Source organism: Streptomyces sp. NPDC059743, from assembly GCF_042732975.1.
Lineage (GTDB): Bacteria > Actinomycetota > Actinomycetes > Streptomycetales > Streptomycetaceae > Streptomyces.
Map to the genome: position 1 here is coordinate 253,957 of NZ_JBHWGS010000002.1, position 25,250 is coordinate 279,206.

Below are 25,250 nucleotides of genomic sequence, written 5' to 3' on the forward strand. Positions count from 1 at the left end.
CGTAAGGCCGATGGGGGCCAGGCAGCGTGACACGCGCTTGCGCAAGGTTGTCGGGGCCCGGAGCCAGGTCACGGTGGCGGCCCACATCGACAGTGGTTGAGCTCTGCCAACGGCGACAGTGTTGGTCTGTCCATGTCGACTGTCAATAGTTTCGGCACTGAATGCGAAATATTCGCGGAGCCTGACGTGACATCGGCGAGCGTTCCCGCTGCTCAAAGGCCCTATGTGACCGGTTGGACAGGGGTGAAGGCGGAAGCGTCATGTATCTCAAGATCGTAATTCGGGTAGCTGCTTCGAAATGTTTCGAAGATTTCTCGGATCACGCCGAGGAGAAGCGCAGGGAGGGGAAGCACGGCCGGCTTCGGGGTTCTGTGTTGGCCCGGGACGCTAGGTCACGTCGATGCCGTACTCCTGGACCAGTTCCTCCAGACCGCCCTGGTATCCCTTGCCGCCGATGACGAAGTCCCAGTCGCCGCTGGAACGGCGGCGGAAGGACCCGAGCACCAGGGCGGTTTCGCTGGGACGGCCGTCGGAGACTTCCAGCCGGTCCAGTTGGGTTCCCGCAGAGTCCAGCAGCCGGATACCGCCGGCGTCCTGGACGGTGCCGTACAAGTCGCGGACGGCTGTCGGGGGCACGGTGTTGCGGTAGCGCTTGACCTGTACGACGATCTTGCCGCCGCGGATCGGGGCCGGGTCCAGCGCATCGACGTCCACACCGCCGTCGTTGGAGCGCTGGGTCGTCACGGCCTGCATGCCCATGGCCCGGAACAGATCCGCGACCAGGGACTCGAAGGCGATGGGATCCATCTCGTACAGATCCGGTTCCTCGTCTCCGCCGTGAGTGACGACGCCGTTGCCGATGTCTTCGGGAACCCGGCCGGGCCGCACCGTAGCGCCCTGGTCGGGGCGGGACGACAGCTGGCCCCGGAGGCCGTCCACCAGGCAATCGACAGCGTTCACCTGCTCCAGATGCAGCCCGGCGAAGATCGCACGCGACGCCATGACCGTGGCCAGGAACATGTGCGCCCGTCTGCCGGTCGCCGGGTCGTGGTCGTCCACGAAGCCGTTCAACGCGACGGAGTCCAGCGCGCCGAACTCGTCCGCCGCGAAGAGATCGTGCAGAACCAGCAGGAGACACTGCGCGAGCACATCCCGGTACAGCGCGCGGCGCTGCGCCACCGGCCGAGCCGTCTCCTTCTCCTGATCGGCGCTGGGCATATAGCGCACCGACTTCATCTCCGGGACGACGTCGTACTTGGGCAGCTCCCAGTTCAGCACCAACTGGCGTGCACCGGAGTCGTACGCGGCGGACACCTGACGCGGGAGATCCTCCGGCCATGCCGTCGAGGCGTAGAGAGCAGCGGAGAAGTACTCCACCGTGGCCTCGGAATCACCGTTGCGAAGCCCCGCCGTCATCTCGGCGATGCCGGCGTTGTGCCGACGGATCTCTCCCAGCTGGGCATCGGCCCATTGCCGGTACTGAAGCTGGTAGGCGGCCAACTGCTGCTGACGCTGTGCTTCCGCGGCCTGCGCTGCCTGCCAGTCACGCTCGAACCGGGACCGCGCTTCCGCCTGCGCCTGAGCTCGCCGGGCAGCCGTCCAACCGCCCTGCGGTTGGTACTGGTTCGGATCAGGCATCCGGATGGGATGGGCGAGCTGTCCTGGGGAGAAGGTCTCGATCTGCTCGGGCCGGGCCAGTGCGCCGGCCCTGAAAGCCGGAGCCCGGCATCCTGCCGCCAGCAAACCCTGCAACGACTCGACCCGCGCGTCGAGTTCCTCCGTCCTCCGCCTGGCATCCGCCTCGCGCTGCTGCCGGTACGCCGCCCGCTGCTCACGATGGCTGCGCGCCAGCTCCCGCTGGTAGGCACGCTGTTGCCGTTCCTGATCCCGCTGGTACCTCGCTTGCGCCTCCAGCTGGCGTTGCTGTTGGCGTTGCGCCTCAGCCCAGATACCGACCAACCCATTGGAACGACGACTCATGCGCTACAGGCCCTCCCCACCAGAGACTTGGCGTCCACGCACCAGGCCCTGGCCCCATAACCAGCAGTAATGAGGTGACTCCAGTCGGCAACCATCAACTCGCCCATCCACTTGCCACATATGGTCGATGTCGCCTCCGGGGCACTTGGCGTCTACTTCCCGACCCGATCTGCCAGGGGGAACCGTGCCAACTACCTGGGATTCACCGCCCTCTTCTTTCGGGTGGGTCGACGGATGAGGCGACGGTGCCTGCGGTCTACGGCACGGCGCGCGCCACCCGCGAACGGGGCCACCGCATGCCGGGTCGGCGACCGGGCCGACGAGGCGCCCTGCCGTCCTCAGACGACCGCCGACACCTACGCCGAATATGAAGGCCACCGCACCACTGGCACCTATGACCGGGATACGAAGCGAATCGACATCACGTTGCGCCGGTCGCCCGACTACCTCGTTCGCAGGGGAAGCCTCGGACCATTCGCCAGGCTGGGGCGAGCTGCTGCTCTACTGGTCTGAAGGCCGCCGACTGACATGTCAGGCTTCGAGTGCCGTGAGGTGTCGCCGGGCTGTGGCCCATACGTCTTCGAAGTCCTTGAGGGCCAGAGGCTCCTCGACATGCCCCTCCCACTCGGTGACGGGCGACTCGGCAGTGAAGCCGTACCAGGCGTCATCATCCTCAACCGACGCGGCCACGATGGGGCGCAACGCAGGTCCTTCGAGTTCGACCTGCCGGCTCACCCATCCGTCGTCGCCGACCTCGAAGTAGAACCAAGTGTCTTCTTCGTCCCAGTAGCTGCGGAACCATCTTGTCACCGGCTCATCCTGGCTCACGGGTGTCGTACCTCGGTACCTCCACGGTCAGTCGAACTAGACGACGAGCCGTACGTTCTCCGCGCCGTGCAGTTCACCCAGTGTTCGTATCACCCTTCACCCTGATCTGGCACCAGGCTGACATCGCGCGTCAGGCCCTGGCGGGCGACATCTGGGACACCGAGAAGGGGCTCACCTACCTCGAGGAAATCGTGCATCTCCTCGAACGCTTCGGCGTCACGGTCGACCTTTTAGGAGGGGACGGCTTTTAACCTGCGGAAACGGCGGCCGTAGGGTCCCCGGTCTGGGAAAATACCCCTCCGTAGTTCTCGCGCGTTCGCGGGGTTTCCCGGCCTCATGTGTGCTGAATCTGTTCTGGGCTGACCGCATGATGACGACCTCTTGCCGCAGGTCGCGAGCGCGCGGCGCGACAAGGGGGAGGCGCAGGCCGAAGAAGCCCGTGGGGACTTGCGCTATGTAATTGAAGGTATATACCGTTGATTGCATGACGGAGTGGTGGGAGATCGAGATCGAACCCGAGGTGCGGGATTGGCTGGAGCTGCTTCCGTTCCGCCTTTACCGGCGTGTGGAGGACAAGACGGACCGTCTCTTGGACGAGCCGACGACGCTTGGTGAGCCGTACTCGCGTCACCTGGGCGGCAAGCTGCGTGAGCTGCGCTTCGAACTGGACGGCGAGGCCGTGCGCATCCCGTACTGGCTCGCTCCCGGGCAGCGGATCGTTCTGTTGACGGTGTTCCGTAAGACGAGGATGCGTGAGGCGGCGGAAGTCGAGCGTGCGCAGCAGGTCCAGAAGGTCTGCGAGGCCGAGCACGGCCGAGCTGAGCACACCTACGATCGGCGCAAGGAGAGTTGATGAATCACAGCACGTGGAGGACGCGCCGGGCCCGGCAGCTTGCGGGTGAGACGGTGGAGTACGACCAGGAGTACGTAGACGCGCGGCTGGCCGGTGATCTTGGGCAGGCGGTCTACGACCGTCGGATCGAGCTTGGCCTGTCCCAGGCCGAACTGGCCGAGCGGGCCGGGATGACGCAGCCTCAGGTATCCCGGATGGAGGGCGGCGATACCGTGCCTACTCTCCCGCTGCTGCGACGCCTGGCCAAGGCCCTGGACGGCACCCTGAATCTGGCCATCGACGAGGGTGACTCCCACGTCACCTTCACCCCACACGCCGCCTGAAACCGATCCCCGCCCGGCCCGTCGAGGCCTGTTGCGTGGCTTGGGATCATCCAGTGGTGAGTTGCGTGATGCGGTGCGGGGCGTGGTGGCGAACTCACTTCTTCGGTCGCCCTGGGGAGGGCCTTGGCGAACCGGTGAGCGAGGTTGCGCCGCTGACCCGGCAGTGCTCCATCATCGGCTTCAGCCCTCCCTGGGAGGAGCCGCTTTCTGGTGGCGGCGTGCCAGATCAGGACAAGGAGCGACGGAATGAACCTCGACCGCCCAGCACAGCCCTCCCAGAAAGCCACGGTTACGTGGTGGAACATGGGTGACGTGCCGAACGCGCTCGACCCTCCGCCAATCGCCGATTGGGCGAGCTACGTCGACGTGCCATCCGCGCTTGAAGCGCTGGATGTCGAGGAGTGAGGCGATACCGAGCAGCGCGCCGGAAAGGTGGCCAGACGTGGGTCTGGCCCGGCCTAGGCGCTGTGCCGCACGTACGAAGGCCCTCCCGTCCGACGGACGGAAGGGCCTCTGACCAGGTGTTTCTCTGTGCCCCCGGCAGGATTCGAACCTGCGACACCCGCTTTAGGAGAGCGGTGCTCTATCCCCTGAGCTACGAAGGCAGGGGTTTGTGGGAAACCTTGTCGAGGACCCGGTGGGTGGGTCTTGACCCGGTTTGACAAACCCGGTGGTCGGAGAGGTTCTGGACGGCTGGTGCGGCGGGAACCTGGGCGGCCACTGACAGGGTAGCGGATGTGTTGGGCGGCGCGCTTATCTGTTGGGGGTGGGTGGGCGGGGGTGGGGGAGGGAGCGGTAGAAGGTGAGGTGGTGCTGGGCCGCGGTGGGCCAGGTGTGGCGGGCGGCCAGGGCTTGGGCTGCTGTGCGGCGGGTGGGGGTGTGGGTGTCGGGGGTGAGGGCTGCGGCCAGTTCGGTGGCCAGGGCGTGGGGGGTGGCGGCGAAGCGGGCCGCCTCGGCGAAGACCTCGCGTAGGACGGGCAGGTCGCGGACTACCAGGGGGACTCCGGCGGCCAGGGCTTCCATCGCGGCGAGGCCGAAGCCCTCCTTGAGGGAAGGGAACGCGAAGGCGGACGCGGCGGCGACCAGTGGTGGGAGGTCGTTCTCCGGGACCTGGCCCAGGACGACCGGTTCGAGGCCGAGTTCCGTGGCGCGCGTCTCCCAGCGGGCGCGGTAGTCGCGGTAGTCGAAGAGCGTCTCGCCGCCCGCGATCACCAGCCGTACGTCCGGGTGGTCGGCGCGCAGCAGCGCGTACGCCTCCAGGAGGTCCAGGGAGCCCTTGCGCGGCTCGATCCCGCCGACGGTGAGTACATAGCGGCCGAGGCGGGAGCGCCAGGCTTCGCGGGCCGCCGGATCGGTGCCGGCGAAGCGTTCGTACGCCACGCCGTTGGGGATGACCTCCGCCTTCAGGCCCCAGCCCGCGGCCAGTTCGTCCGCGACCGACCGCGAGACACAGATATGGGCGTACGGCTCGACGACGGCCCGTTCATGGCAGGCGGCGAGTTCGGGCGTGGTGAACTGGTCGAGATGGTGGACGGTGCGGACACAGCGGTCCACCGCGTTCGCGCTGATGCAGTCCTGGGCGTGGACGATGTCGTACGGCGACGGGTCGAAGGCCTCGCGCAGCGTCGCGATGGAGCGCAGGATCCGCTCGCCCACGGTCTCGTCCGCGGGCCCTTCCGGGAACGGCACGATCCGTACGCGTACGCCTGGATCGACCGCACGGAAGAAGCCCGAGTCGCCGCCCCGGCCCAGCGACCAGACGGTCACGTCCGCTCCGGCCGCCGCCAGTGCCTCGGCGAGCGCCAGCGTGTGTACGACGCCGCCGCGCGGCTTGGTGGAGTAGCTGAGCAGGGCGATCTTCATGAGGGAGTCTCCGGGTACGACAAGGGGATCTCCCTGGACTGCGGAGGGATCTGTCTGGACTGCGCGGGGATCTCCCAGACCTCCTCCAGGTCGGCGGAGGGTCCGTGCTCCGTTGCGTACGGTTGCGGCGCACTTGCGTGCTGTTCCGGGACGCTTGCTCGCCGTTCCGAGGCGCCGCTCGCCGGTCCCGTCACCCGATACGCCGACGGGCGGCGCTCATCCAGGTGGCGCAGTACTCGGCGGGCGCGGTCGATCTCCGTGGCTACGTCCACCTCCGCCACGGCCAGGCCCGCCTTGGCCCAGGTCCGGGCGAGGATGTCGCCGCCCGGGCCCACGACCTTGGACTGGCCGAGGAAGCGCATGCCGCCCATAGCGCCGGTCTGGTTGGAGGAGGCGAGGACGACCTGGTTCTCGGCGGCGCGCGCCTGGTCGTACAGGTCGAAGAGCTTGGCCTGGCGGTCCTGGGCCATGCGCGGCGCGCGGTTGGTGATGCTGGTGGGCCAGGCGGAGAGACAGGCGAGGATCTCGGCGCCGTCCAGGGCCAGTGAGCGGGCGGACTCGGGAAACGTCTTGTCGTAGTCGATCAGCATGCCGATCCGGCCCACCGGAGTGTCGAACGCGGCGAAACGGTCGCCCGGCGCGTACGCGGCGACCTCACCGGCCGGCAGGTGCACCTTGCGATGGCGGCCGAGGACGCCGTCGCCGCTGACGCACACGGCCGCGTTGTAGTGCTCGTCGCCGCCGTCCTCGCAGTAGCCCACGCACACCACCATCTCGGCGGCGAGCCGGGCGACCCGGAGGATCAGCGGATCGTCCGGCTTCAGGGCCGGCGGGAGCGCCTCAGGATCGGGATGGCGCAGATCGGCCAGATAGCCGCCGAGCGCGGCGTCGGGCAGGACGAGCAGCCCGGCGCCCGAGCGGCGCGCGTCATCGATGAGCTTGGCGATACGGGCGAGATCGAACTCCAGGTCACGGCCGAAGTGGGCGGCGGCGGCCGCGATCCGGACTGTGGTCATCGTTCGTTCACCGCTCCTGCGTTCATGCGACGGCCGCTTCCGCGTATGTGTACGTGTACGTCTCCGGACGCCGGTCGCGCAGATGGCCCATGGAGCGGCGAGCGGTCTCCAGGGCCTGGGCGACGTCGAGTTCGGCGATCGCCAGGCCGGCTCCGACACCGGTGTCGGCGAGGATATCGCCGCCGGGATCTACGACCTTGGCGCTGCCGACGAAGCGTAGCGACCCGAAGGTACCCGACTGGTTCGAGGAGACCCATACGATCTGGTTCTCCAGGGCGCGGGCCCGGTCGAAGAGGTCGAAGCGGCGCTTCCAGCGGTCGTTCACCAGATCGGGAGCGGCATTGGTGCGCGAGCCCGGCCAGGCGGAGACGACCACACCGATCTCGGCCCCGTCCAGGGCCAGCGCGCGGGCGGACTCCGGGAAGGCCTTGTCGTAGCAGATCATCATGCCGATCCGGCCGACCGGTGTGTCGAAGGCATGGAAGCGGTCGCCGGAGGCGTAGCTGGCGTCCTCGCTCAGCGGCTGGTGGACCTTGCGGTGATTGCCCAGTACGCCGTCGCCGTTGACGCAGACCACGCTGTTGTAGCGCCGCCCGTCCGTGCCCGCCTCGCAGTAGCCGGCGACGACGGTCAACTCGCCCGCCAGCGCGGCCAGTCGGCGGATCTCCGGGCCGTCGAGAGCGAGCGCGGGCGGGCCCGCGTCGAGCTCGGAGTCTTTATCGGTGCCGGTGTCGGTGTCGGCAGGAGTGTCGTTTTCGAGGCTGAGCAGATAGCCGCCCAGACAGGCCTCCGGCAGGGCGAGCAGCCGTACGCCCTCGGCGCGGGCCTCCTTGACCAGCCGTTCGGCGACGGCGAAGTCCTCTTCCAGATCGCGGCCGAACTCGGCGGCGACGGCCGCCATACGGAGCGTGCTCATGCGGTCCCCATTCTGGTCACCGCGCCGGCGACCGCGTCTGTGATCTCTCCGTCAGGCCAGCGCAGCCCCACGCCTTGTCCTGCGGTCAGCTCGCCGCACACGGCACCCGTGGCGGGCCCGGCGGGCAGCGGCGCCGCGCCCGGTCCGTCCGTGGTGAGCATCGCGAAGCCCGGGAAGCAGGTGAGCCAGTCGCCCATGGCCGCGGCCCGCGGGCGCGGTACGGCCGCCACGTCGAGTACGGCGCCGCAGCCGCTCGCCTCGGCGAGCATGCCCAGGGTCCCGGCGATCCCGGCCATCGACACGTCCTTCGCCGCGGCGGGCCGGGCGGCGGCCACCGCGCCGGTCATCGCGCGGAGTTCGTCCGTACGGCGGTGGGTGGACGAGTCCCACTGACGGCCCCGGTAACCCGCGCGCCAGCCGCCGCCGAGGTCCGCGGTGAGCCGTACCGCGTGCCCGGACCGTCCGCCGCCACCCGGCACCGGACGGTCCGTACGGCCCAGCGCGGTGACGGACAGGGCGGCCGGTACGCCGAGCTGCGTGTGCCCGCCGAGTACCGGTACGCCGTACGCCTCCGCCGCCCGTCCGAGTCCGGCGAGGATCCGGCCGGCGTGCGCCGCGTCCTTCGCGCCCACGGCGTCGAGCAGTCCGATCGGCGAAGCGCCCATCGCCGCGAGGTCGTTGACATTGACGAGGACGGAGCACCAGCCCGCCCACACGGGATCCCGCTCGACCATGGACGGCACGATCGCGTCGCACGCGGCGATCATGTCCGTGCCGGGTACGGGCGCGCCGTCATCGCCGACGAACCCGGCGCCGCCGAGGGCGGCCCGGTCCCGTCCGGGTAGAGCTCCGTGTAGACCTCCGTCCGCCGATCCACGGAAAGCCGCGAGGAGCGGTCCGAGCGCCGACTTGGTGGCCGCCGTCTGGGCCGCGATCCGTCCGATCGGCCACAGCATCAGTACGTGCGGCACGCCCGCGACCGTGGTCGTACGTACGGAACGCCAGCCGAGCCGTTTGAAGAGCGCCTCGTTACGGACCTGGACGGTCGCGTCGAACCGCAGGACACCCTCGGCCTCCGCACGGGCGCAGGCCGCGCGTACCAGCGCCGCGCCGATGCCGTACGCGCCACGGGCCCGCCGGGCCACGACGAGCCGGCCGCCCTGCCACCAGCCGATGTCGGGACCGTCGCCGACCGGCCCGAGCCGTACGCCGCCCACCACGGTGCCGTCCCGGTCCTTGGCGACGAGGACGACGGTACGGGCGTCGGCGTCCCGGTCGTCCAGGTCATGGCCGGAGAAGAGCCCCTGCTCATGGACGAAGGCGTCCCGGCGCAGCCGACGGTAGGCGGACAACTCGCCAGTGGAGCCCGTTGAGCCAGTGGAACGAGCGGAACAGGCCTCTTCGATACGGAAGGCGGGCTGCCGCGCCAAGGTGCTGCGGTCGCCGAGCAGCGCCAGGATGTCGAACGCGCCGTCTGCCGTACGGTCGGCTCCTCGGTCCGCTGAACGGCCCGCCATCGCCGACGCCGGCGCTGCCGACCCGTCGAGATACATGGACATCACCCGCCCGCCGTCCTCAGCACACTGCACGCCCCGCAGGCCGCACACCCCGCCTTCTGGTCGGCGCCGCTCATCCCGGCCGCGCGCAGCTTCGCCGCGACGCCCTCCGTGACGTACCGCAGCACCTCCGCGCCCGGCGCCCCGATCCCGTCACGGGCCGCGAGCGTGCCGCTCATCGGGCGGAACGGGACGACGAAGGGATAGACACCCCGGTCGATCAACCGGCCCGCGCCCGCGACGAGTTCGTCCGGATCCTCGCCGAGGCCGACGAGCAGATAGGTGGAGACACGGTTGGGCCCGAAGATGCGTACCGCCTCGTCCCACGCGGCCTCGTACTCGGCCAGTGGCACGGTCGACTTGCCGGGCATCCAGCGGCGGCGTACCTCGTCGTCCAGGGACTCGACATGGATACCGATGGCCGTCGCTCCGGCGTCGTGCAGTGCGCGGATCCACGCCAGGTCGCCGGGCGGTTCGCACTGCACCTGGACGGGCAGGCCGGGCACCGCGTGCAGTACGGCCCGGACCGACCGTACGAGATTGCGCGCGCCGCGGTCGGGACCCGCGGTGGTACCGGTGGTCATGACCATCTGCCGGACGCCGTCCAGCCGTACCGCCGCCTCGGCGACCTCGGCGAGCTGCGCCGGAGTCTTGGCCGCGACCGTCGCGCCGGAGCGCAGGGACTCCTCGATGGTGCAGAACCGGCAGCGGTCGGACTCGGCGTAGCGGATACAGGTCTGTACGACGGTCGTGGCGAGCACGTTGGAGCCGTGCAGCCGGGCGATCTCCTCGTACCGGACGCCGTCGGCCGTCGTCAGGTCGTAGAACCTCGGCCGGCGTACGGGAGTGAGGGAGAGCCCGGTGTCGGTCAGGATCCCGGACTCGTCGCCGAGCCAGACCTTGCCGTCGCGGACCGTGTAAGGGCTGTCGGGATTGCGGGGCAGCGCGGCGTTGGCACCGTCGACAAGGACATGGCCGTCGTCGCTGGGGCCCGCGCCGTCCGGCCGCCGGACCTCGACGTCCTGACGGATGCCACGCAGGGCGAGCTCGGCGCGAGTCATGATCCGCACGTCCACCGCGGTACCCGTAGCTGCCGCCGTACCTGCCACCGCCGTACCCGTGGCAGCCGTACCAGTGGCCGCCGTACCCGTCGTATCCGTCGTCGTACTCGTCGTATCGGTGCCAACGCTCACGACGTACCTCTCAGAGCTGGTAGGTGGAGTTGATGATGGCGCCCTTGCGGGCGTAGTGGATGATCGCGTCCTGCACATCGAGCGGATGGGTCGGGATGACGCCCTCGATCAGGTCCTCCTCACGGGCGCCGTGCAGGGAGAGGCCGAAGCGGCAGCAGTAGACCTTGCCGCCCTCGGCGATGAAGGTCTTGAGCTGGTTGTTGATGTTGTGCTCGCCCGGGAAGGCGGAGTTGCCGACGGTCGGGAAACCGCGTGTGGCAAGGCAGTTGAGCGAGCCTGGGCCGTAGAAGTAGATGGCCGCCTCGAAGCCCTTGCGCAGGGCGCGGGTGGCCTGGAGCACGGCGACGAAGGACACCGAGGACTCGTGGGCGATGCCGTGGACGAGGGTGAAGTAGGTCTCGCCGTCCTCGGCGCGGTAGTCGGGGAAGACCTTGGTGGAGCCGTAGATGCTGGAGCCCTCGGGGAGCGAAGGATGCGGGATCTCGGCGAGGGACTTCTGCTCGACGTCGGTGAGTTCCACGGTGGAGGTGGTCTCGGACATTGCTGTCTCCTTCTTCGGTATGGGAGGTGACGGTGAGTCAGTTGTGAGCAGGTGAGCAGGTGAGCAGGTGAGGGCTCGGTCGAGGTCAGTCGTAGAGCGCGGCGAACGTGTCCCGGAAGACCAGTCCGCCGAGTTCGCCGCCGCCGGTCGCCTCGGCGAGCCGGGCGTACTCGCCGGTGAAGTCACCCCACGGCTGGTCGCTGGCGAAGAGCACCCGGTCATGGCCGATACCGCGGCGCTCGATCTCCCGGGCCAGCCAGCGCGGCGTGAAGCCGATGGCCCAGGACAGGTCGGTGTAGACGCGTTTGCCGGACTCGATCCAGTCGAAGAACCGCGAGCCGGCGAGCTTGATGTGGCCGCTCATCCCGCCGCCGAAGTGCACCAGGTGTACGGGCACTTGATCGGCGTACCAGTCCACCAGCCGGCCGACCTCGTCGATGTCCGAGGCGGCGCCCGGCGAGGTGTGGACATGGACGACCAGTCCCTGCTGTTCGGCCGTACGGAAGATACGGTCCAGCTGCGGGCGGCAGGCCGGGTCCGTGGGGCTGCCGCCGAGCAGGAAGCTGAGCTTGAGGGCCCGTACGCCGTCCTCTCCCGCCAGGGCGAGCGCCTGCTCGGTACGGTCGGTGTCCTCCGGGCGCGGGGAGACCCACAGCCCGGCGCGGACGCGGTCGTCGCTCTGGGCCGCCTCGATCGCCAGCTCGTTGAAGAGGAACGCGACGGCGGGATCCGGCACGCCGTAGTTGGGGATCACCAGGGCGCGTTCTGTGCCCTCGGCGTCGAGGTCGGCGAGGAACTGTTTGACGGTGGCGCGGGCGGTGGTGTCCGGGTTGACGGGCGGACCGCCGTAGAAGGGATATGCAGGGAGGACGCCGATGTGGCGGTGTGCGTCGAAGACCATGAGAGGCTCCTGTCGGCCCAGGGTTCTGTCAGCTCGGGGATCTGCCGGCCCGGGGGAAGCTGTCAGCCCACTGGGAGGGCGGAGGCGACGGAGTCCGGCGCGCCGGTGAGCGCGCCGCACACGTCGGCGAGGCGGCGGCTTGCGTCGATGTGGTCCGCGAGGAACTCCGCGTCCCGGCCGACGGCTTCGAAGCGTCCTGAGCCCCAGGAGTACTGCCAGGGCAGGCCCAGGAAGTACAGGCCCGGGACGCTGGTGGCGCCGCGCCGGTGCATCGGATAGCCGCGGCCGTCGAAGGCGGGTATCTCGATCCACCGGTGGTCGCGGGTGAAGCCGGTGGACCAGACGACGGAGGTGATCCCGGCCTCGGCGAGATCGAGTTCGGCGGTGTGCTCGGAGGGCTCCCAGACCGGTACGTACCGTGCCTCGCGAGGCGCCTGGATGCCGTGCGCGGAGATATGGGCGTCGATGGCGTCCTTGATGGACTCGGCCACCGCGTCCGCCCGGTCCAGATTGACCTTCAGATCGTCCGCGAACTCCAGCGTGGTGCCTGCCGTCGTGCCGGTCGTACTTGGCGTGCCTTCCGTACCGGTCGTCGTACGCGCCGTACGGACCGTCGTGCGCGCCGTACTGGTCGTACGCGCCGTACCCGCCGCCGTACCCGGCGTAGCGCCAATGCCCGTCAGCCGCCCGTACAGACGCATTCCGTCGCGGGCGAAGGCCCGCAGGTCTATGTCACGGCCGCCGTCGCGCCCGGTGACGTAGTGGTTGACCCGCATCCGGACGGCGGCGGCATCGTCGAAGCTGTCGATGCCCTTCGCGTAGTGACCCATCTCGTCCAGCCAGGCCACACAGTCCCGGCCCCGGTAGAAACGGGCGACGCGAGGCGCGCTGCCGACGGCCAGATGCACCTGGCGGCCCGCGAGGTGCAGATCCTCGGCGATCTGGCAGCCGGACTGACCGGAGCCGACGACCAGGACGGCGCCCTCGGGCAGCTGGTCCGCGTTGCGGTAACGGGAGGAGTGGATCTGCTCGACGCCCCCGGGCAGGCGCTCGGCCATCCGCGGGACGGAGGGCGAGTGGTACGGCCCGGTGGCGACCACCACCTGGTCGGCGGTGAACTCGCCTTCCGCGGTGGCCAGTTCGAAGCGTCCGCCGACGGCGCGCCGCAGCCCGGTCACCGGCACGCCCTCCACCAGCGGCGGCCGGAAGAAGTCCACATAGTCCTGGAGGTACTGAACGATCTCCTCGCGGACCATGAATCCGTCCGGATCGTCTCCTCGGTACGGGAAGCCGGGCAGTCTGCACTGCCAGTTCGGAGTCACCAGACAGAAGGAGTCCCAGCGGCGCTCACGCCATTCGTGACCGACCTGGTTCGCCTCGACCACGACATGGTCGATGTCGCGTCGGCGCAGGTGGTAGCTGACCGACAGACCAGCCTGTCCGCCGCCGATCACGGCCACCGGATAATGGGCTCCGGCAAGATAGATCTCAGGCATGAAGTCCCTCCATGCGAGGCGCCGAGGTGGTGACACCTCGCCGCTGCTTGTAAGGACAACTTCAGCCAGCACCGATTACCGAACCGAGTCATCCGGAATAAAGCGGAGTTACGGGATCCTCACGGCGGGTGAGTTTCCGTGTACGTGGGGTTGCCTCGGAGGCAAATACCGGACGCGCTTGGGGTAGGGCGGCGCAGGGCGGGCCGCGGCGGCCCGGGCCGGACGAGGGATGAGCCCGAGCGGCTTGCGCCATACGGTCGGTGTCGCTCAAGTCGTGGGCGTGTCATGACCGAAGGAAGGGTGTTCGTCGCTCGCGGGCCCGGCTCGGCTCGGCCGTGGGCGATTTCCGTCCTCGCTAGGAGCATGTATGCGCTTGAGCGCGCGCTGGGCACCGATCGCCCTTCTGCTACTCGTTCCCTTGATCACTGGCGCCGGTACGAGTGGTGACGCCGGGCCCAGGCAGGCTCCCGCTCCGGTTTCGGCTCCCGTTCCCGTGGAGCGTTCCGTCGACGCGATTCCCGGCCAGTACATCGTCACTCTCAAGCCCGCGTTCTCGGCGGCCACGGTGGTGCGGCAGCTCGGCGTCAAGCCCCTGTTCACCTACGGGACCGTGCTGCGCGGGTTCGCCGCCGCCCTCACCGAGGACCAGTTGCGCGCCGTACGGGCGTTTCCCGCCGTCCAGGCCATCGAGGAGAACGCGCGGATCAGCGTCGGCTCGCCGTCGGCCACGGAAGCGCGGTCCATGGCGACGTCCGAGGCGCGGTCCGTACCGACATCCGTCGCAACGCCCATGGCGAGGGCGGTCAGGGCCGAGAGCTGGGGACTGGACCGGATCGACCAGCGGAATCTGCCGCTCGACAACGACTTCACCGTGACCGGTACGGGCCGGGGCGTCACGGCGTACATCGTCGACACCGGGATCGAGACCGCGCACACCGAGTTCGGCGGTCGCGCCACCGTCGGTTTCGACGCCATCGGCGACGGGCGCAACGGGCAGGACTGCAACCTCCACGGCACCCACGTGGCGGGCACCACGGGCGGTGCGACCTACGGCGTGGCGCGCTCGGTCTCTCTTGTCTCCGTCCGCGTACTGAACTGCCAGGGGAAGGGCGACTGGGCCGGCGTCATCGCCGGATTCGACTGGGTCGCGGCCAACGCCAGACAGCCGGCGGTCCTCAACGCCTCCATCGGCGGACCCGCGTCCGCGGCGGCGGACAGCGCCGTCAACGCTGTCGCCGACATGGGTGTCCTGCCCGTCGCCGCGGCAGGCAACGAGTCCCAGGACGCCTGCCGTGTCTCGCCCGCCGGAGCCGCCGAGGTCGTCGCCGTGGGCGCCACCGACAACCAGGACCGCGAGGCCCGCTTCAGCAACTACGGCCGCTGCCTGACGACATACGCGCCGGGCGTCGCCATCGTCTCCGCCAAACTGGGCGGCGGCTCCAGCACACTCAACGGCACCTCCATGGCCAGTCCTCATGTCGCCGGAGTCGTCGCCCTCTTGAAGGAGAAGTTCCCGACGGCCTCTCCGGCCGAGCTCACCCGCCGGCTCATCAGCTCGTCCACCAAGGACGTGGTCCGTCCCATCAGCACGGCCTCACCGAACCGTCTGCTCTACACCGACGGACTCTGAGGGAACCGGGCGGACGAGGGCCGGCCTCAACCAGAGGTCGGCCCTTCTCGCGCCACTGGCGATGAGTTTCCACGAATGGTGGAGTCGTTGGTGTGAACGCGCACGTAGGTGGCGACGAGGATGATGAGGAGAGCGGACCCATGCTGCTCAAGGACAAGACCGCGGTGATCTACGGCGGCAGCGGCGCCATCGGCAGCGCCGTGGCCCGGACCTTCGCACGGGAAGGAGCCCGTGTCTTCCTCGCCGCCAGGACTCCGGCGCCGCTGGAGCGGGTCGCCTCCGAGATCGGGGACGAGGGCGGCGCCGTCGAGGCCGCCGTGGTGGACGCGCTCGACGAACAGGCCGTGGACGCGCACGCCGCCGACGTGGCCGCGCGCGCCGGCGGTATCGACATCTCGTTCAATCTGATCTCGCACAATGATGTGCAGGGCACTCCGCTCGCGGAGATGCCGTTCGCGGACTTCCAGCAGCCCGTCATGACCGCCCTGCGGACGAACTTCCTGACCGCGCGCGCCGCCGCGCGCCATATGATCCCCCGCCGCTCGGGTGTGATCCTGATGTTCGGCGGGTACGGCGACCCGATGCCCGAGTGGAATCTGGGCGGGCTGCAAGTGGCGTTCCAGGCCGTCGAAGCGCTGCGCAGACAGCTCGCCGGTGAGCTGGGACGGTACGGAATCCGCGCGCTGACCATCCAGACGGCCGGGATCGTGGACACCATTCCCGAGGACTTCGAGGGCGGCGCGGCGATCGTCGAGGACACCGTGCGGCGGACGCTGCTCAAGCGGGCCGCGACACGGGAGGACGTCGCGAACGTGGCCGCCTTCGCCGCCTCCGACCGCGCCCGGTCCATGACCGCGACCGCGTTCAACATCACCTGCGGCACGGTGGTCGACCGAGGCTGACCTGGACGGGCGGTCCTGGACGGGGCGGTCCTGGACGGGCGGGTTCGACCGGGGGGCAGCGGTCGAGTAGCGTCGCGGCGGGCTGAGCAGCCCAACTCCCTGGAAACCCAGCCACCTGGGACAGACCCAGCCACCTGGGACCCAGCCGCCTGGAGAGAGGTGCCGAGGTGCCCGAGCCGCACATCCTGACCGCGCCGGGAGCGCCCTTCGCCGTCGTACGGGCCGAGAACGGTTCGCTCATGTACGCCGACGGACCGCGCACCCTGCGCGAGTTCGTGGAGGCGGCCTGGGCCTACGGCGACCGGCCGTTCCTGGTGGCGGAGAGCGGGACGTACACGTACGGAGAGTTCTTCGCCGCCGCCTCCGCGCTGGCGAACCGTCTGCTCGATGTGTACGGGCTGCGCCCGGGCGACCGCGCCGTCGTCGCCATGCGCAACCATCCCGAGTGGCAGATCGCCTTCTGGGCGGCCCAGTTGGCCGGGCTGGTCGCCGTACCGCTGAACGCCTGGTGGACCGAGGACGAGTTCACGTACGCCTTGGACGACTGCGCACCGCGCGTTCTGCTGGTGGACGGCGAGCGGCTGCCGCGCGTGGCGCGCTGGGCCGCGCGCGAGGGCGTCCGGACTCTGGTCTTCCACCACGGCAGTGGCGACAAGGGGGACAAGTGGGACAAGGGCGAGGAGGGCCTGCCCGCGCCCGATCCGTTCACCGCGCCGCCCGACGTCGAGGTACGGGCCGAGGACGACGCCACCATCATTTATACGTCCGGAACCACCGGCCGGCCCAAGGGCGCCGTAGCCACTCAGCTCGCCCAGGCCGGCGCGGCCATGAACCCGCGCTACCACGCCGCCGCCTCCGCCCTCGCGCGCGGACGGATCCCCGGGCAGGGACCCGCGCCGGTCGCGCTGATGACGTATCCCTTCTTCCATGTGGCCGCGTTCACCTGCGTCTACTCGGTCATGGCCGTCGGCGGCACGCTCGTACTGATGCGTACGTGGGACGCGCGGGAGGCCCTGCGGCTGATCCGCGAGCACCGGGTGACGTACTACGCCGGTGTCCCGTCCACCGCGCTCCAGCTCCTGGACGCGGCGGAGGCGGAGTCCGAGACCGAGGCCGGAGCCCAGGCCGGGGCCCAGGAGGCCGGTGCCGGTGCCGAGAACGATGCGCTGGAGACGCTGAACCTGTTCAGCACCGGTGGCGCCGCCGCGCCGCCCGCGCTCGTCGCCCGGCTCACCGCCCGCTACGGCGAGCGCGTCGAGCCACGCAACGGCTACGGCCTGACGGAGACCTGCGGCGGAGTGCTGGCCGTCTTCGGCGAGGAGTACCGGCGCTTCCCGGACAGCGTGGGCCGCCCGACGCCCGCCACCGAGGTACGGATCGCCGGACCGCAGGGCGAGAGCGTGCCGGAGGGCCAGGTCGGCGAACTGTGGCTGCGCGGGCAGGCGCTCGTACGCGGCTACTGGCACGACGAGGCCGCCACCGCAGAGGCCTTCACACCCGACGGCTGGTTCAGGACCGGCGATCTCGCGATGGTGCGCGACGGGCGGATCGCGGTGGTGGACCGGATCAAGGACATGGTCGTCAGAGGCGGTGAGAACGTGTACTGCGCGGAGGTCGAAGCCGTGCTGCACGACCATCCCGAGGTCCTGGACGCCGCGGTGCTGGGCATTCCGCATCCCGTGCTGGGCGAGGAGGTCGTGGCGGTGGTACGGCTCAGAGAGCCCGCCGGTTCTGGTGTCGCTGTGGACGCCGAGGCGCTCCGCGCGCATGTCGCCGCCCGTCTCGCCGCCTTCAAGGTCCCGGCCCATGTGCTCGTACGGGAGGAGCCGCTGCCGCGCAATCCGGCCGGCAAGATCCTCAAGCGCGAGCTGCGGACCGAGGTCCAGAACCTGCTTGTCCAGGACTCTCCAGGGCCGTGACACCCGCACTAGGGCCGTGACACCCGCACCCTGAAGTTCCCGCCCGGCTCCTTCGCCATTACGGTGATCCGGATGTCGTGCTCGCCGTCTACGAAGGTCTCGCCCGGCAGATAGGGCGCGTCCGACAGCTCCGCGTGCACATTGGGCCGCCGGGTGCAGCCGCCGCTGTTCTCGCGGCTGTCCGCGACCGCGATCGGGCCGCGCCCGGTGTCGACCGTCGAGTCCACCCGGTAGATCAGCACACCGGGCGCGCAGACCGCCTCGTCGTTGCCCTCCCGGGTCCGTACCTCCACCGCGTAACCGGACTCCTTGGAGACCGGTACGAAGGTCACCTTGGGCCCGCCCGTCCGCGCCAGCGGCTCCAGCAGATACTCACTGATGCCGGACACGGACGCGCAGCGGATCTGTTCGTCGTCCAGCCAGCCGAGCTTCCACTTGTGCCAGCCCAGCAGATCGTTGTTGGCGCCCCAGTCCTCGGACATGATGTCCCAGTGCCCGACCGAGCTGCCGCCGTCCATGGTGTAGAGGTCGGGCAGTCCGAAGACATGGCCGTTCTCGTGCGGCAGCACGCGGTAGCCGGTCTCGCGGTACGAGCCCGAGCCGTCGTCCTGGCGGCTGTAGACGAAGGACGTGTTGGCGAGCGGTGTGCCGTCGGCCTCGGGCGCGTCCGAGTTGCCGGAGAACGTGACGGACAGGACGGTGTCGAGCGCCGAGGGCCCTGCGTTGGGCGTGACCAGGACATTGACCAGGTCGTACGCGGCGAAGTCCACCCGGCTGTCGGCGGCGGACACGATGTCCTCGACCAGCCGGCGGTAGCCGGGCTCGTACGGCGCTCCGCGCTCTATCCCGTACGCGGCGAAGGAGAGCGGCATCCGCAGCCAGTCCGTCAGCGGGGCCTCGGCCTGGTAGTCGAGCCGCCCGTACGAACTGGTCCTGAACCACTTTGACGTCTTCGGGAAGAACTCGCCGAGCCGGTCGAGCGCCTTTCCCGGGCCCTGTGCGTCCGGGAAGTCGATCATGAGATTGAGCGCGCGGACCGTGCCGGTGGAGGGCGAGTAGCCGGGCGGAGTGGGCAGGCCCTCCGACATCTGTACGGTCGAGGTGGCCGCGATACGGCACGGAGTGAGGGAGGCGTCCCGGCCCGCGGCCACGGAGCCCGCGGAGGCGCGTGTGGGGCCCGGGAGCGTGCCGCTGGCCGTGGTCAGTGCGGCGAGGGTGAGGGCGGTGAGCCCGGCGAGGGCGCCGAGACGATGGGAACCCAGGCGGTGTCTGCCGTGGCCTCTGCCACTGTGACTACCTGTGTGACTGTGACTGTCGCTGGTGGAGCCGCTGGAACTGGTGGAGCCGGTGGAGCTACTGGGACCGCTGGAGCTGCTGGAACTGCTGGAACTGTCGCCACTGGTCGCGTGGCCCGTGTTTCCGGCACTGCCGCCGGTTCTGCATATCCGACGCCTCGGCTTCATGCGGCCGCCTTCGGTCCGCGGCAGTCGGCCGTCCTGACTGCACTCCGTTCGATCACCCTCCGCCGCTCGGCGTGTCGGCGCTCGCTGGGTGCGCCCGATCGTGGGTTCTTTCCTCTGCGGAGGTATTTGTGACGCAGGTCACAAGCGCGATCGAAATAACCGGGGACGGCTTCCCCGTTTGCATCTACGTCCCCAGGAAGCGGGGACGGACCGAGGACGAGAACGAGAACCGAACGAGAACCGAGGGAAGGCCCCGACGTGACCACCGCGACCACCACCGCAGGACCAGAAGCGCGCCGTGCCACCCGGCCACGCGCGGACGCCCTGCGCAACCGGGAGCGGATCGTCGTGGCGGCGCGGGAGCTGTTCGTGGAGTACGGGGCCGAGGCTCCGCTCGACGAGATCGCCCGCCGCGCCGGAATCGGCAATGCCACGCTCTACCGGCACTTCCCCGACCGGTATGCCCTCATCCACGACGTCGTGCTCTTCGTCATGGCCCGCTCGGCGGACCACGCGGAGCGCATCGCCGCCGAGGAGCCCGACCCGTTCACCGCGCTGCGCATCTTTGTGCACACCGCAGCGGACGAGCGGATCGGGGCGCTCTGCCCGATGCTTTCGAGCACGTTCGACCAGGCGCGTCCCGACCTGCACGCCGAGCGTGAGCGCCTCGAAGGCGCGGTCGAAGGGATGATGGAGCGGGCGCGGCAGGCGGGACGGCTCCGCAAGGATGTCGCCGTCGGCGATCTGATGGTCGCGCTGTCCCAGCTCACCCGTCCACTGCCCGGTACCGGCTGCGTCAATATGGACCGGTTCACCCACCGGCATCTCCAGCTCTTCCTCGACGGCCTGGAGGCACCCTCCCGGTCCGAACTGCCCGGCTCGGCCGCGACCCTGGAGGATCTGCGCCGCGCCGCTCCGTGACGCGCCCTGAACCATGAACTCCGGCCCCGGAGGCCCAGCCCGGCGGCCGAGAACCGAAGCCCCTACGGGCCGCCCGGCTGCCCGGGCGGAACCGGCCGCCGCAGAACGTCCGCACCGACGCGGAACGTCCCGTGGTGCCGCCGCCCAGCGGGCGTCCGAGCGATCCCGTATCCCGTCCGGTAGCCCCGTACCGACGGTTTCGGAAGCACTCCCTCACATCCGTCAGATCCGTCAGCTCTCGGAACCCTCAGATCCGTCTGTCCATCACTCGGTCACCTGATGGCTCCAGTGACTCCATGACCTCGTAAGTCCGGCAGCGTCGCCTGTACTTACGTACCGACTTACCGACATTTTCGTCTTTCCGCATCCTTAGGTGGATACCTCCATGTCAAATTCAGCCGCCTCGGCCGAACCGGCCGCGTCAGCGCAGTCCTCGCCCTCGCACTCGTCGTCCGCGTTCTCCGGAGCATCACAACCCGACCCAGGCCGGTGGAAAGCGCTGGTCTTCATCGCCCTCGCGCAGCTCATGGTCGTGCTCGACGCGACGATCGTGAACATCGCGCTGCCCTCCGCACAGCAGGACCTCGGCATATCCGACGGAAACCGCCAGTGGGTCATCACCGCCTACGCCCTCGCCTTCGGCGGTCTGCTGCTCTTCGGCGGCCGTATCGCCGACCTGTGGGGACGCAAGCGCACCTTCGTCGTCGGTCTGCTCGGCTTCGCCGCCGCGTCGGCGCTCGGTGGCGGTGCCACCGGTGAGGCGATGCTGCTCGGCTCCCGCGCGCTCCAGGGCGCCTTCGGCGCGCTGCTCGCGCCCGCCGCGCTCTCGCTGCTCGCGGTGATGTTCACCGACGCCAAGGAGCGCGCGAAGGCGTTCGGTATCTACGGAGCCATCGCCGGTGGCGGCGGCGCCGTGGGCCTGATCCTCGGCGGTGTGCTCACCGAGTACCTGGACTGGCGCTGGACGTTCTTCGTCAACATCCCGTTCGCGATCGTGGCCGCGCTGGGCGCGTACTTCGTGATCCGTGAGCCGGCCGGCGGCCGCAACCGCTCCGCGCTGGACATCCCGGGTGTCGTGCTCTCCACGCTGGGCCTGGTGTCGCTGGTCTACGGCTTCACCCGCGCCGAGTCCCACGGCTGGTCCGACTCCATGACGATCTCGCTCTTCGTCGCCTCCGTCGTCCTGCTGCTGGCGTTCGTCGGTGTCGAGTCCAGGGTGAAGTCCCCGCTGCTGCCTCTGCGCGTGATCGCCGACCGCAACCGCGGCGGTGTCTATCTCTCGCTGGGCCTCGCCATCATCGCGATGTTCGGTCTCTTCCTCTTCCTGACCTACTACCTCCAGGTCGTGAAGGACTACTCGGCGCTCAAGACCGGTTTCGCCTTCCTGCCGATGATCGCGGGCATGATCACGGGCTCGACCCAGATCGGCGCGCGGCTGATGACACGGGTGGCGCCGCGGCTGCTGATGGGCCCCGGCTTCGTGGTCGCCGCGCTCGGCATGCTGCTGCTGACGCAGCTGGAGATCGGTTCCTCGTACGCCGGTCTGATCCTGCCTGCGCAGCTTCTGCTGGGCCTGGGCATGGGTACGGCGTTCATGCCGGCCATGTCGCTTGCCACCTACGGCATCGAGCCGCGGGACGCGGGCGTCGCCTCCGCGATGGTGAACACCTCGCAGCAGGTGGGCGGCGCGATCGGTACGGCGCTGCTGAACACGATCGCGGCCTCGGCCACGACCGCGTACGTCACCTCGCACGCCGCGACCACGAGCAACCGCCAGCTCCTTGAGCTGCGGGCCATGGTGGAGGGCTACTCCAGCGCGATCTGGTGGGCGGTCGGCATTCTGGCCGTCGCCGCCGCGATCGCCCTGACCTTCATCAACACCGGCCGTCCGGACTCCTCGCCGGTCGCCTCGGGCTCCGGTGCCGAGAACGCGGAGGACGCGGCGAAGGTCCCGGTCGTCATGCACTGACGGGTACGTACGAATAGTCGGTATGTACGAATAACCGAAGAAGCGAAGAACGGATCTGCCCTGGTGTCCCGCGGTTCAGCGGCGCCAGGGCAGATCCGCGCCCGTACCTTCCGGCTGAAGGCCCTCCGCCATCACCTGCATGATCTCGCCGAGCTGCTTCACCTGCTCCGGGCTGAGCCGGTCGAAGATCGCCTGGCGTACGGCGGCGACATGGCCCGGCGCGGACTGCTTCAGCACCTCGTTGCCCTGGTCCGTGAGAAAGGCGTTCTGTCCGCGCTTGTCGGAGGGACAGTCCTCGCGCTGGACCCAGCCGTGCTGCTCCAGCCTCGCCACCGCATGGGAGAGCCGCGACCTGGTGATCTTGGCGTCCTTGGCGAGCTGAGTCATCCGCATACGGCGCCGCGGGGCGCGTGCGAGATGGACGAGCAGCGCGTAGTAGATGTGCGGCATCCCGGCGTCGCGCTGCAACTGGCGGTCGAGATGGTCCTCCAGCAAGGTCGTGGCCTGGAGGTATGCCTGCCAGACGCGCTGTTCCTCGTCGCTGAGCCAGCGCGGCTCCTCGCCCGTACCGGCGTCTTTGCCGGTGGATGCCGTGGTCATGTATTCCACTCTACTCATTCTTGAAAGTTAAACTAGACGCGGATAAGCTTGTATGAGCTGAATGCTTGAGGTTTCAAGCGAATTGTGCCCTGAGCGGGACGACCGAGCCGCAGCCGACACAGTCCTGGAGTCGCCATGAACGCCGTCGTGGAGCGTATGCCCGCCCTCTATCTCTCCCATGGGGCGCCGCCGCTCGCCGACGATCCCGTCTGGCCCGCCGAACTGGCAGCCTGGTCCGCCGCGCTGCCGCGGCCCAAGGCGGTCCTGGTGGTCTCCGCGCACTGGGAAGAGGCGCCGCTCGCGCTGGGCGCGACCGGGACCGTCCCGCTTGTCTACGACTTCTGGGGCTTCCCCGAGCACTACTACGCGGTACGGTACGCGGCCCCGGGCGCGCCGGAACTCGCCGACTCCGTAAGGAAGTTGCTGCGCGGCGCGGGCAGGCCCGTGGTGGACGTGCCGGACCGCGGGCTCGACCACGGGGCGTATGTGCCGCTGGTGGAGATGTTCCCGGCGGCCGACATTCCCGTACTCCAGATCTCCATGCCCACGCTCGATCCGCGCGAGCTGCTGGAGATCGGCCGCAAGCTGGCGCCGCTGCGCGACGAGGGCGTGCTGATCGTCGGCAGCGGCTTCTTCACCCACAATCTGGCGGCGCTGCGGCATGTGGGCGAAGGTGTGCCCGGCTGGTCGGCGGAGTTCGACGACTGGGGGACACGGGCGCTGCTGGCGCAGGACGTCGACGCCCTGCTCGACTTCGAGAACAAGGCGCCGGCGGGCCAGCTGGCCCATCCCCGTACCGAGCACTTCGCACCGCTGTTCGTGACGCTCGGTGCCGCGGAGGGCGAGCTGGACCGGGGAAGGAGCGTCATCGACGGCTTCTGGATGGGTCTGGCGAAGAGGTCGGTGCAATTCGGCTGACGCCGTGCGTTGTCACTGAGGAGGGCCTGGGTGAGGCGCGTCTGAGCAACCAAGGCGGGGCATAGGTCGTCTTCCGGGTGGGAGCTTCCGAACGGAGCTTCCGGGTGGGGGTGCGGCGTCGGCGAGGGTGCCGACAGCGAGGGTGCCGCCGAATGTGACGGCCGTCTCATGGAGGCGGCGATCGCGGACGGCGGCGAAGGCGCTGGGGACAGCTGGCGGACCAGCTCTGACCTGGGCTTATGTCCTGCTGTGGGGCTTCTGTCCACCCTGGTCGGCGGCACAGGGTACTGCATGATCAGAAAATGCATGTACGCCATGGGAATTCTGTCCGGATTCCAGTCGTTGTTTCCTTCGGATGCAGGGCACCCGGAAGGGTGTCGCGACCTACTCAGTTCAGTAAGGGAGCTCGCATGGCAACCCGTGCCGTCGCCCGTCGTACCGCCACCGGCGGGACGAAAGCGGCAAGCAGTGTTCGCGCCGGAGGCGGGGAGATCGCCGACCGCGACCTGGTCGGCATGTACCTCGACGAGATCGCGCGTACGCCGCTGCTCGACGCCGCAAAGGAAGTCGAGCTGTCCCAGACCATCGAGGCCGGAGTCTACGCCCGGCAGATTCTCGACGGAGAGGTGGAGAGCGAGGCCGGCGGGGCTTCGCAGGAGGAGCTGGAGGCGCTGGTCGCCGCCGGCGAGCGCGCGAAGGACATCTTCATACGCTCGAATCTCCGTCTGGTGGTGGCCGTCGCGCGCCGCTATCCGCGCAGTGGTCTGCCGCTGCTGGACCTGATCCAGGAGGGCAATGCCGGCCTGGTGCGCGCGGTGGAGAAGTTCGACTACGCCAAGGGCTTCAAGTTCTCGACGTATGCCACGTGGTGGATCCGTCAGGCCATCACCCGCTCCATAGCGGACCAGTCCCGTACGATCCGGCTGCCGGTCCATCTGGTGGAGGAGCTGGGCAGGATCCGCCGTGTGCAGCGGGAGTTCAACCGGGAGAACGGACGGGATCCCGAGCCCGAAGAGGTCGCCGCCGAGCTGGGCACGAACCCGGCGCGGATCAACGATGTGCTGGACTGGGCCCGTGACCCGGTCAGTCTGAACATGTCGGTGGACGATGACGGCGACACCCAGTTCGGTGATCTGCTGGAGGACACCTCCGCGGTCTCGCCCGAGCAGTCCGTGCTGACGCTGCTGCGCAGCGAGGAACTGGAGGACCTGATAGGCAAGCTCGACCAGCGGACGGCATCGATCATCAAGATGCGGTACGGCATCGAGGACGGCCGGGAGCGGACGCTGACCGAGGTCGGCAAGCAGCATGGGCTGACCCGTGAGCGGATCCGCCAGATAGAGAAGCACGCTCTGCTGGAGCTGAAGAAGATGGCGCGGGATACAGGGTTCGACGCGGCGGCGTGAGGTCTTTTCGACGCGGCGGCGTGACGTCGCCGTCCAGTAGCCGTAGTGTCGCCCTT

General features: G+C 69.3%; 24 protein-coding genes and 1 tRNA gene. 12 read left to right on the plus strand and 13 right to left on the minus strand.

The features are described from left to right. Positions 1 to 387: 387 nt before the first annotated feature. Positions 388 to 1,980, minus strand: a complete 1,593-nt coding sequence (locus ACFV6H_RS04240) for a restriction endonuclease (protein ID WP_385538452.1) — start codon at positions 1,978 to 1,980, stop codon at positions 388 to 390. 531 nt (positions 1,981 to 2,511) lie between these two features. Beyond that, positions 2,512 to 2,808 carry a hypothetical protein gene (locus ACFV6H_RS04245; protein ID WP_385538455.1) on the minus strand — a complete coding sequence of 99 codons (297 nt, stop codon included), beginning with the start codon at positions 2,806 to 2,808 and terminating at the stop codon, positions 2,512 to 2,514. An 80-nt stretch (positions 2,809 to 2,888) separates the two neighbouring features. On the opposite strand from ACFV6H_RS04245, the gene ACFV6H_RS04250 reads away from it, so the two are divergent. From ACFV6H_RS04250 to ACFV6H_RS04265, 4 genes are all read left to right on the plus strand, one after another. Next, positions 2,889 to 3,059: a hypothetical protein gene (locus tag ACFV6H_RS04250; protein ID WP_385538458.1), complete on the plus strand. Its 171-nt coding sequence runs from the start codon at positions 2,889 to 2,891 to the stop codon at positions 3,057 to 3,059. Between the two features lie 233 nt (positions 3,060 to 3,292). After that, positions 3,293 to 3,661: a type II toxin-antitoxin system RelE/ParE family toxin gene (locus ACFV6H_RS04255; RefSeq protein WP_385538461.1), complete on the plus strand. Its 369-nt coding sequence runs from the start codon at positions 3,293 to 3,295 to the stop codon at positions 3,659 to 3,661. After that, positions 3,661 to 3,984, plus strand: a complete 324-nt coding sequence (locus ACFV6H_RS04260) for a helix-turn-helix domain-containing protein (RefSeq protein WP_384977060.1) — start codon at positions 3,661 to 3,663, stop codon at positions 3,982 to 3,984. The genes ACFV6H_RS04255 and ACFV6H_RS04260 overlap by 1 nt, the downstream gene beginning before the upstream one ends. Positions 3,985 to 4,230: 246 nt before the next feature. After that, positions 4,231 to 4,389 carry a hypothetical protein gene (locus tag ACFV6H_RS04265; RefSeq protein WP_384977062.1) on the plus strand — a complete coding sequence of 53 codons (159 nt, stop codon included), beginning with the start codon at positions 4,231 to 4,233 and terminating at the stop codon, positions 4,387 to 4,389. Between the two features lie 127 nt (positions 4,390 to 4,516). Here ACFV6H_RS04265 and ACFV6H_RS04270 read toward each other — a convergent pair. The 9 genes from ACFV6H_RS04270 to ACFV6H_RS04310 form a co-directional block, all read right to left on the minus strand. Continuing rightward, positions 4,517 to 4,589 (minus strand) — tRNA-Arg (locus ACFV6H_RS04270). Positions 4,590 to 4,737: 148 nt separating this feature from the next. Further along, a complete protein-coding gene (locus ACFV6H_RS04275) occupies positions 4,738 to 5,847 on the minus strand; it encodes an MSMEG_0565 family glycosyltransferase (protein ID WP_385538465.1) in 1,110 nt (369 codons plus the stop codon). Further along, positions 5,844 to 6,863: a carbon-nitrogen hydrolase family protein gene (locus ACFV6H_RS04280; protein ID WP_385538468.1), complete on the minus strand. Its 1,020-nt coding sequence runs from the start codon at positions 6,861 to 6,863 to the stop codon at positions 5,844 to 5,846. Before ACFV6H_RS04280 ends, ACFV6H_RS04275 begins: the two co-directional genes overlap by 4 nt. 22 nt (positions 6,864 to 6,885) lie before the next feature. Then, on the minus strand, positions 6,886 to 7,779 hold the full coding sequence (locus tag ACFV6H_RS04285) for a carbon-nitrogen hydrolase family protein (RefSeq protein WP_385538471.1): 894 nt from the start codon (positions 7,777 to 7,779) through the stop codon (positions 6,886 to 6,888). Continuing rightward, positions 7,776 to 9,338, minus strand: coding sequence for an MSMEG_0567/sll0787 family protein (locus ACFV6H_RS04290; protein WP_385538474.1), 1,563 nt, complete (start codon positions 9,336 to 9,338; stop codon positions 7,776 to 7,778). The genes ACFV6H_RS04285 and ACFV6H_RS04290 overlap by 4 nt, the downstream gene beginning before the upstream one ends. Further along, on the minus strand, positions 9,338 to 10,528 hold the full coding sequence (locus ACFV6H_RS04295) for an MSMEG_0568 family radical SAM protein (RefSeq protein WP_385538477.1): 1,191 nt from the start codon (positions 10,526 to 10,528) through the stop codon (positions 9,338 to 9,340). Before ACFV6H_RS04295 ends, ACFV6H_RS04290 begins: the two co-directional genes overlap by 1 nt. A gap of 10 nt (positions 10,529 to 10,538) precedes the next feature. Further along, entirely contained in the window at positions 10,539 to 11,069 is a 531-nt protein-coding gene (locus ACFV6H_RS04300) for an MSMEG_0572/Sll0783 family nitrogen starvation response protein (RefSeq protein ID WP_384779499.1), read from the minus strand. A gap of 85 nt (positions 11,070 to 11,154) precedes the next feature. Next, complete coding sequence (locus tag ACFV6H_RS04305; RefSeq protein ID WP_385538481.1) at positions 11,155 to 11,970, minus strand: amidohydrolase family protein; 816 nt, start codon at positions 11,968 to 11,970, stop codon at positions 11,155 to 11,157. A 62-nt stretch (positions 11,971 to 12,032) separates the two neighbouring features. Beyond that, on the minus strand, positions 12,033 to 13,466 hold the full coding sequence (locus ACFV6H_RS04310) for an NAD(P)-binding domain-containing protein (RefSeq protein WP_385538485.1): 1,434 nt from the start codon (positions 13,464 to 13,466) through the stop codon (positions 12,033 to 12,035). A gap of 367 nt (positions 13,467 to 13,833) precedes the next feature. On the opposite strand from ACFV6H_RS04310, the gene ACFV6H_RS04315 reads away from it, so the two are divergent. The 3 genes from ACFV6H_RS04315 to ACFV6H_RS04325 all read left to right on the plus strand — a co-directional run bounded on the left by ACFV6H_RS04315 (position 13,834) and on the right by ACFV6H_RS04325 (position 17,917). After that, positions 13,834 to 15,096, plus strand: a complete 1,263-nt coding sequence (locus ACFV6H_RS04315) for a S8 family serine peptidase (protein WP_385538488.1) — start codon at positions 13,834 to 13,836, stop codon at positions 15,094 to 15,096. Between the two features lie 92 nt (positions 15,097 to 15,188). Beyond that, positions 15,189 to 15,998 (plus strand): SDR family NAD(P)-dependent oxidoreductase, encoded by an 810-nt coding sequence (locus ACFV6H_RS04320; protein ID WP_385538491.1) that lies wholly within the window; start codon positions 15,189 to 15,191, stop codon positions 15,996 to 15,998. Positions 15,999 to 16,165: 167 nt separating this feature from the next. Further along, complete coding sequence (locus tag ACFV6H_RS04325) at positions 16,166 to 17,917, plus strand: class I adenylate-forming enzyme family protein (RefSeq protein WP_385538494.1); 1,752 nt, start codon at positions 16,166 to 16,168, stop codon at positions 17,915 to 17,917. Between the two features lie 8 nt (positions 17,918 to 17,925). Here the strand turns inward: ACFV6H_RS04325 and ACFV6H_RS04330 are convergent, their stop codons facing one another. Further along, the gene (locus tag ACFV6H_RS04330) at positions 17,926 to 19,179 is read right to left on the minus strand and encodes a M6 family metalloprotease domain-containing protein (protein WP_384779790.1); all 1,254 of its coding nucleotides are present in this window, start codon (positions 19,177 to 19,179) and stop codon (positions 17,926 to 17,928) included. 58 nt (positions 19,180 to 19,237) lie between these two features. Here ACFV6H_RS04330 and ACFV6H_RS04335 point away from each other — a divergent pair, with 58 nt between their 5' ends. The 3 genes from ACFV6H_RS04335 (at position 19,238) to ACFV6H_RS04345 (ending at position 22,270) form a co-directional block, all read left to right on the plus strand. Next, positions 19,238 to 19,417 (plus strand): hypothetical protein, encoded by a 180-nt coding sequence (locus tag ACFV6H_RS04335; RefSeq protein WP_385538996.1) that lies wholly within the window; start codon positions 19,238 to 19,240, stop codon positions 19,415 to 19,417. Between the two features lie 221 nt (positions 19,418 to 19,638). Further along, complete coding sequence (locus ACFV6H_RS04340) at positions 19,639 to 20,301, plus strand: TetR/AcrR family transcriptional regulator (protein ID WP_384977083.1); 663 nt, start codon at positions 19,639 to 19,641, stop codon at positions 20,299 to 20,301. 385 nt (positions 20,302 to 20,686) lie between these two features. Continuing rightward, positions 20,687 to 22,270: an MFS transporter gene (locus ACFV6H_RS04345; protein ID WP_385538498.1), complete on the plus strand. Its 1,584-nt coding sequence runs from the start codon at positions 20,687 to 20,689 to the stop codon at positions 22,268 to 22,270. Positions 22,271 to 22,345: 75 nt separating this feature from the next. Here ACFV6H_RS04345 and ACFV6H_RS04350 read toward each other — a convergent pair whose 3' ends face one another. Next, positions 22,346 to 22,879 (minus strand): MarR family winged helix-turn-helix transcriptional regulator, encoded by a 534-nt coding sequence (locus tag ACFV6H_RS04350; RefSeq protein ID WP_370746960.1) that lies wholly within the window; start codon positions 22,877 to 22,879, stop codon positions 22,346 to 22,348. 126 nt (positions 22,880 to 23,005) lie between these two features. Here ACFV6H_RS04350 and ACFV6H_RS04355 point away from each other — a divergent pair, with 126 nt between their 5' ends. Beyond that, positions 23,006 to 23,788 carry a dioxygenase gene (locus tag ACFV6H_RS04355; RefSeq protein ID WP_385538501.1) on the plus strand — a complete coding sequence of 261 codons (783 nt, stop codon included), beginning with the start codon at positions 23,006 to 23,008 and terminating at the stop codon, positions 23,786 to 23,788. Positions 23,789 to 24,198: 410 nt separating this feature from the next. Next, the gene (locus ACFV6H_RS04360) at positions 24,199 to 25,194 is read left to right on the plus strand and encodes an RNA polymerase sigma factor RpoD/SigA (protein ID WP_384779524.1); all 996 of its coding nucleotides are present in this window, start codon (positions 24,199 to 24,201) and stop codon (positions 25,192 to 25,194) included. The last annotated feature ends 56 nt before the right edge of the window (positions 25,195 to 25,250 follow it).

What these genes read in the sequence shown, in the direction of transcription:
- ACFV6H_RS04300 (WP_384779499.1), bottom strand. Translation starts at nt 11,069, where the DNA reads ATGTCCGAGACCACCTCCACCGTGGAACTCACCGACGTCGAGCAGAAG.
- ACFV6H_RS04255 (WP_385538461.1), top strand. Translation starts at nt 3,293, where the DNA reads ATGACGGAGTGGTGGGAGATCGAGATCGAACCCGAGGTGCGGGATTGG.
- ACFV6H_RS04315 (WP_385538488.1), top strand. Translation starts at nt 13,834, where the DNA reads ATGCGCTTGAGCGCGCGCTGGGCACCGATCGCCCTTCTGCTACTCGTT.
- ACFV6H_RS04310 (WP_385538485.1), bottom strand. Translation starts at nt 13,466, where the DNA reads ATGCCTGAGATCTATCTTGCCGGAGCCCATTATCCGGTGGCCGTGATC.
- ACFV6H_RS04265 (WP_384977062.1), top strand. Translation starts at nt 4,231, where the DNA reads ATGAACCTCGACCGCCCAGCACAGCCCTCCCAGAAAGCCACGGTTACG.
- ACFV6H_RS04275 (WP_385538465.1), bottom strand. Translation starts at nt 5,847, where the DNA reads ATGAAGATCGCCCTGCTCAGCTACTCCACCAAGCCGCGCGGCGGCGTC.
- ACFV6H_RS04355 (WP_385538501.1), top strand. Translation starts at nt 23,006, where the DNA reads ATGAACGCCGTCGTGGAGCGTATGCCCGCCCTCTATCTCTCCCATGGG.
- ACFV6H_RS04360 (WP_384779524.1), top strand. Translation starts at nt 24,199, where the DNA reads ATGGCAACCCGTGCCGTCGCCCGTCGTACCGCCACCGGCGGGACGAAA.
- ACFV6H_RS04280 (WP_385538468.1), bottom strand. Translation starts at nt 6,863, where the DNA reads ATGACCACAGTCCGGATCGCGGCCGCCGCCGCCCACTTCGGCCGTGAC.
- ACFV6H_RS04260 (WP_384977060.1), top strand. Translation starts at nt 3,661, where the DNA reads ATGAATCACAGCACGTGGAGGACGCGCCGGGCCCGGCAGCTTGCGGGT.
- ACFV6H_RS04345 (WP_385538498.1), top strand. Translation starts at nt 20,687, where the DNA reads ATGTCAAATTCAGCCGCCTCGGCCGAACCGGCCGCGTCAGCGCAGTCC.
- ACFV6H_RS04240 (WP_385538452.1), bottom strand. Translation starts at nt 1,980, where the DNA reads ATGAGTCGTCGTTCCAATGGGTTGGTCGGTATCTGGGCTGAGGCGCAA.
- ACFV6H_RS04290 (WP_385538474.1), bottom strand. Translation starts at nt 9,338, where the DNA reads ATGTCCATGTATCTCGACGGGTCGGCAGCGCCGGCGTCGGCGATGGCG.
- ACFV6H_RS04285 (WP_385538471.1), bottom strand. Translation starts at nt 7,779, where the DNA reads ATGAGCACGCTCCGTATGGCGGCCGTCGCCGCCGAGTTCGGCCGCGAT.
- ACFV6H_RS04305 (WP_385538481.1), bottom strand. Translation starts at nt 11,970, where the DNA reads ATGGTCTTCGACGCACACCGCCACATCGGCGTCCTCCCTGCATATCCC.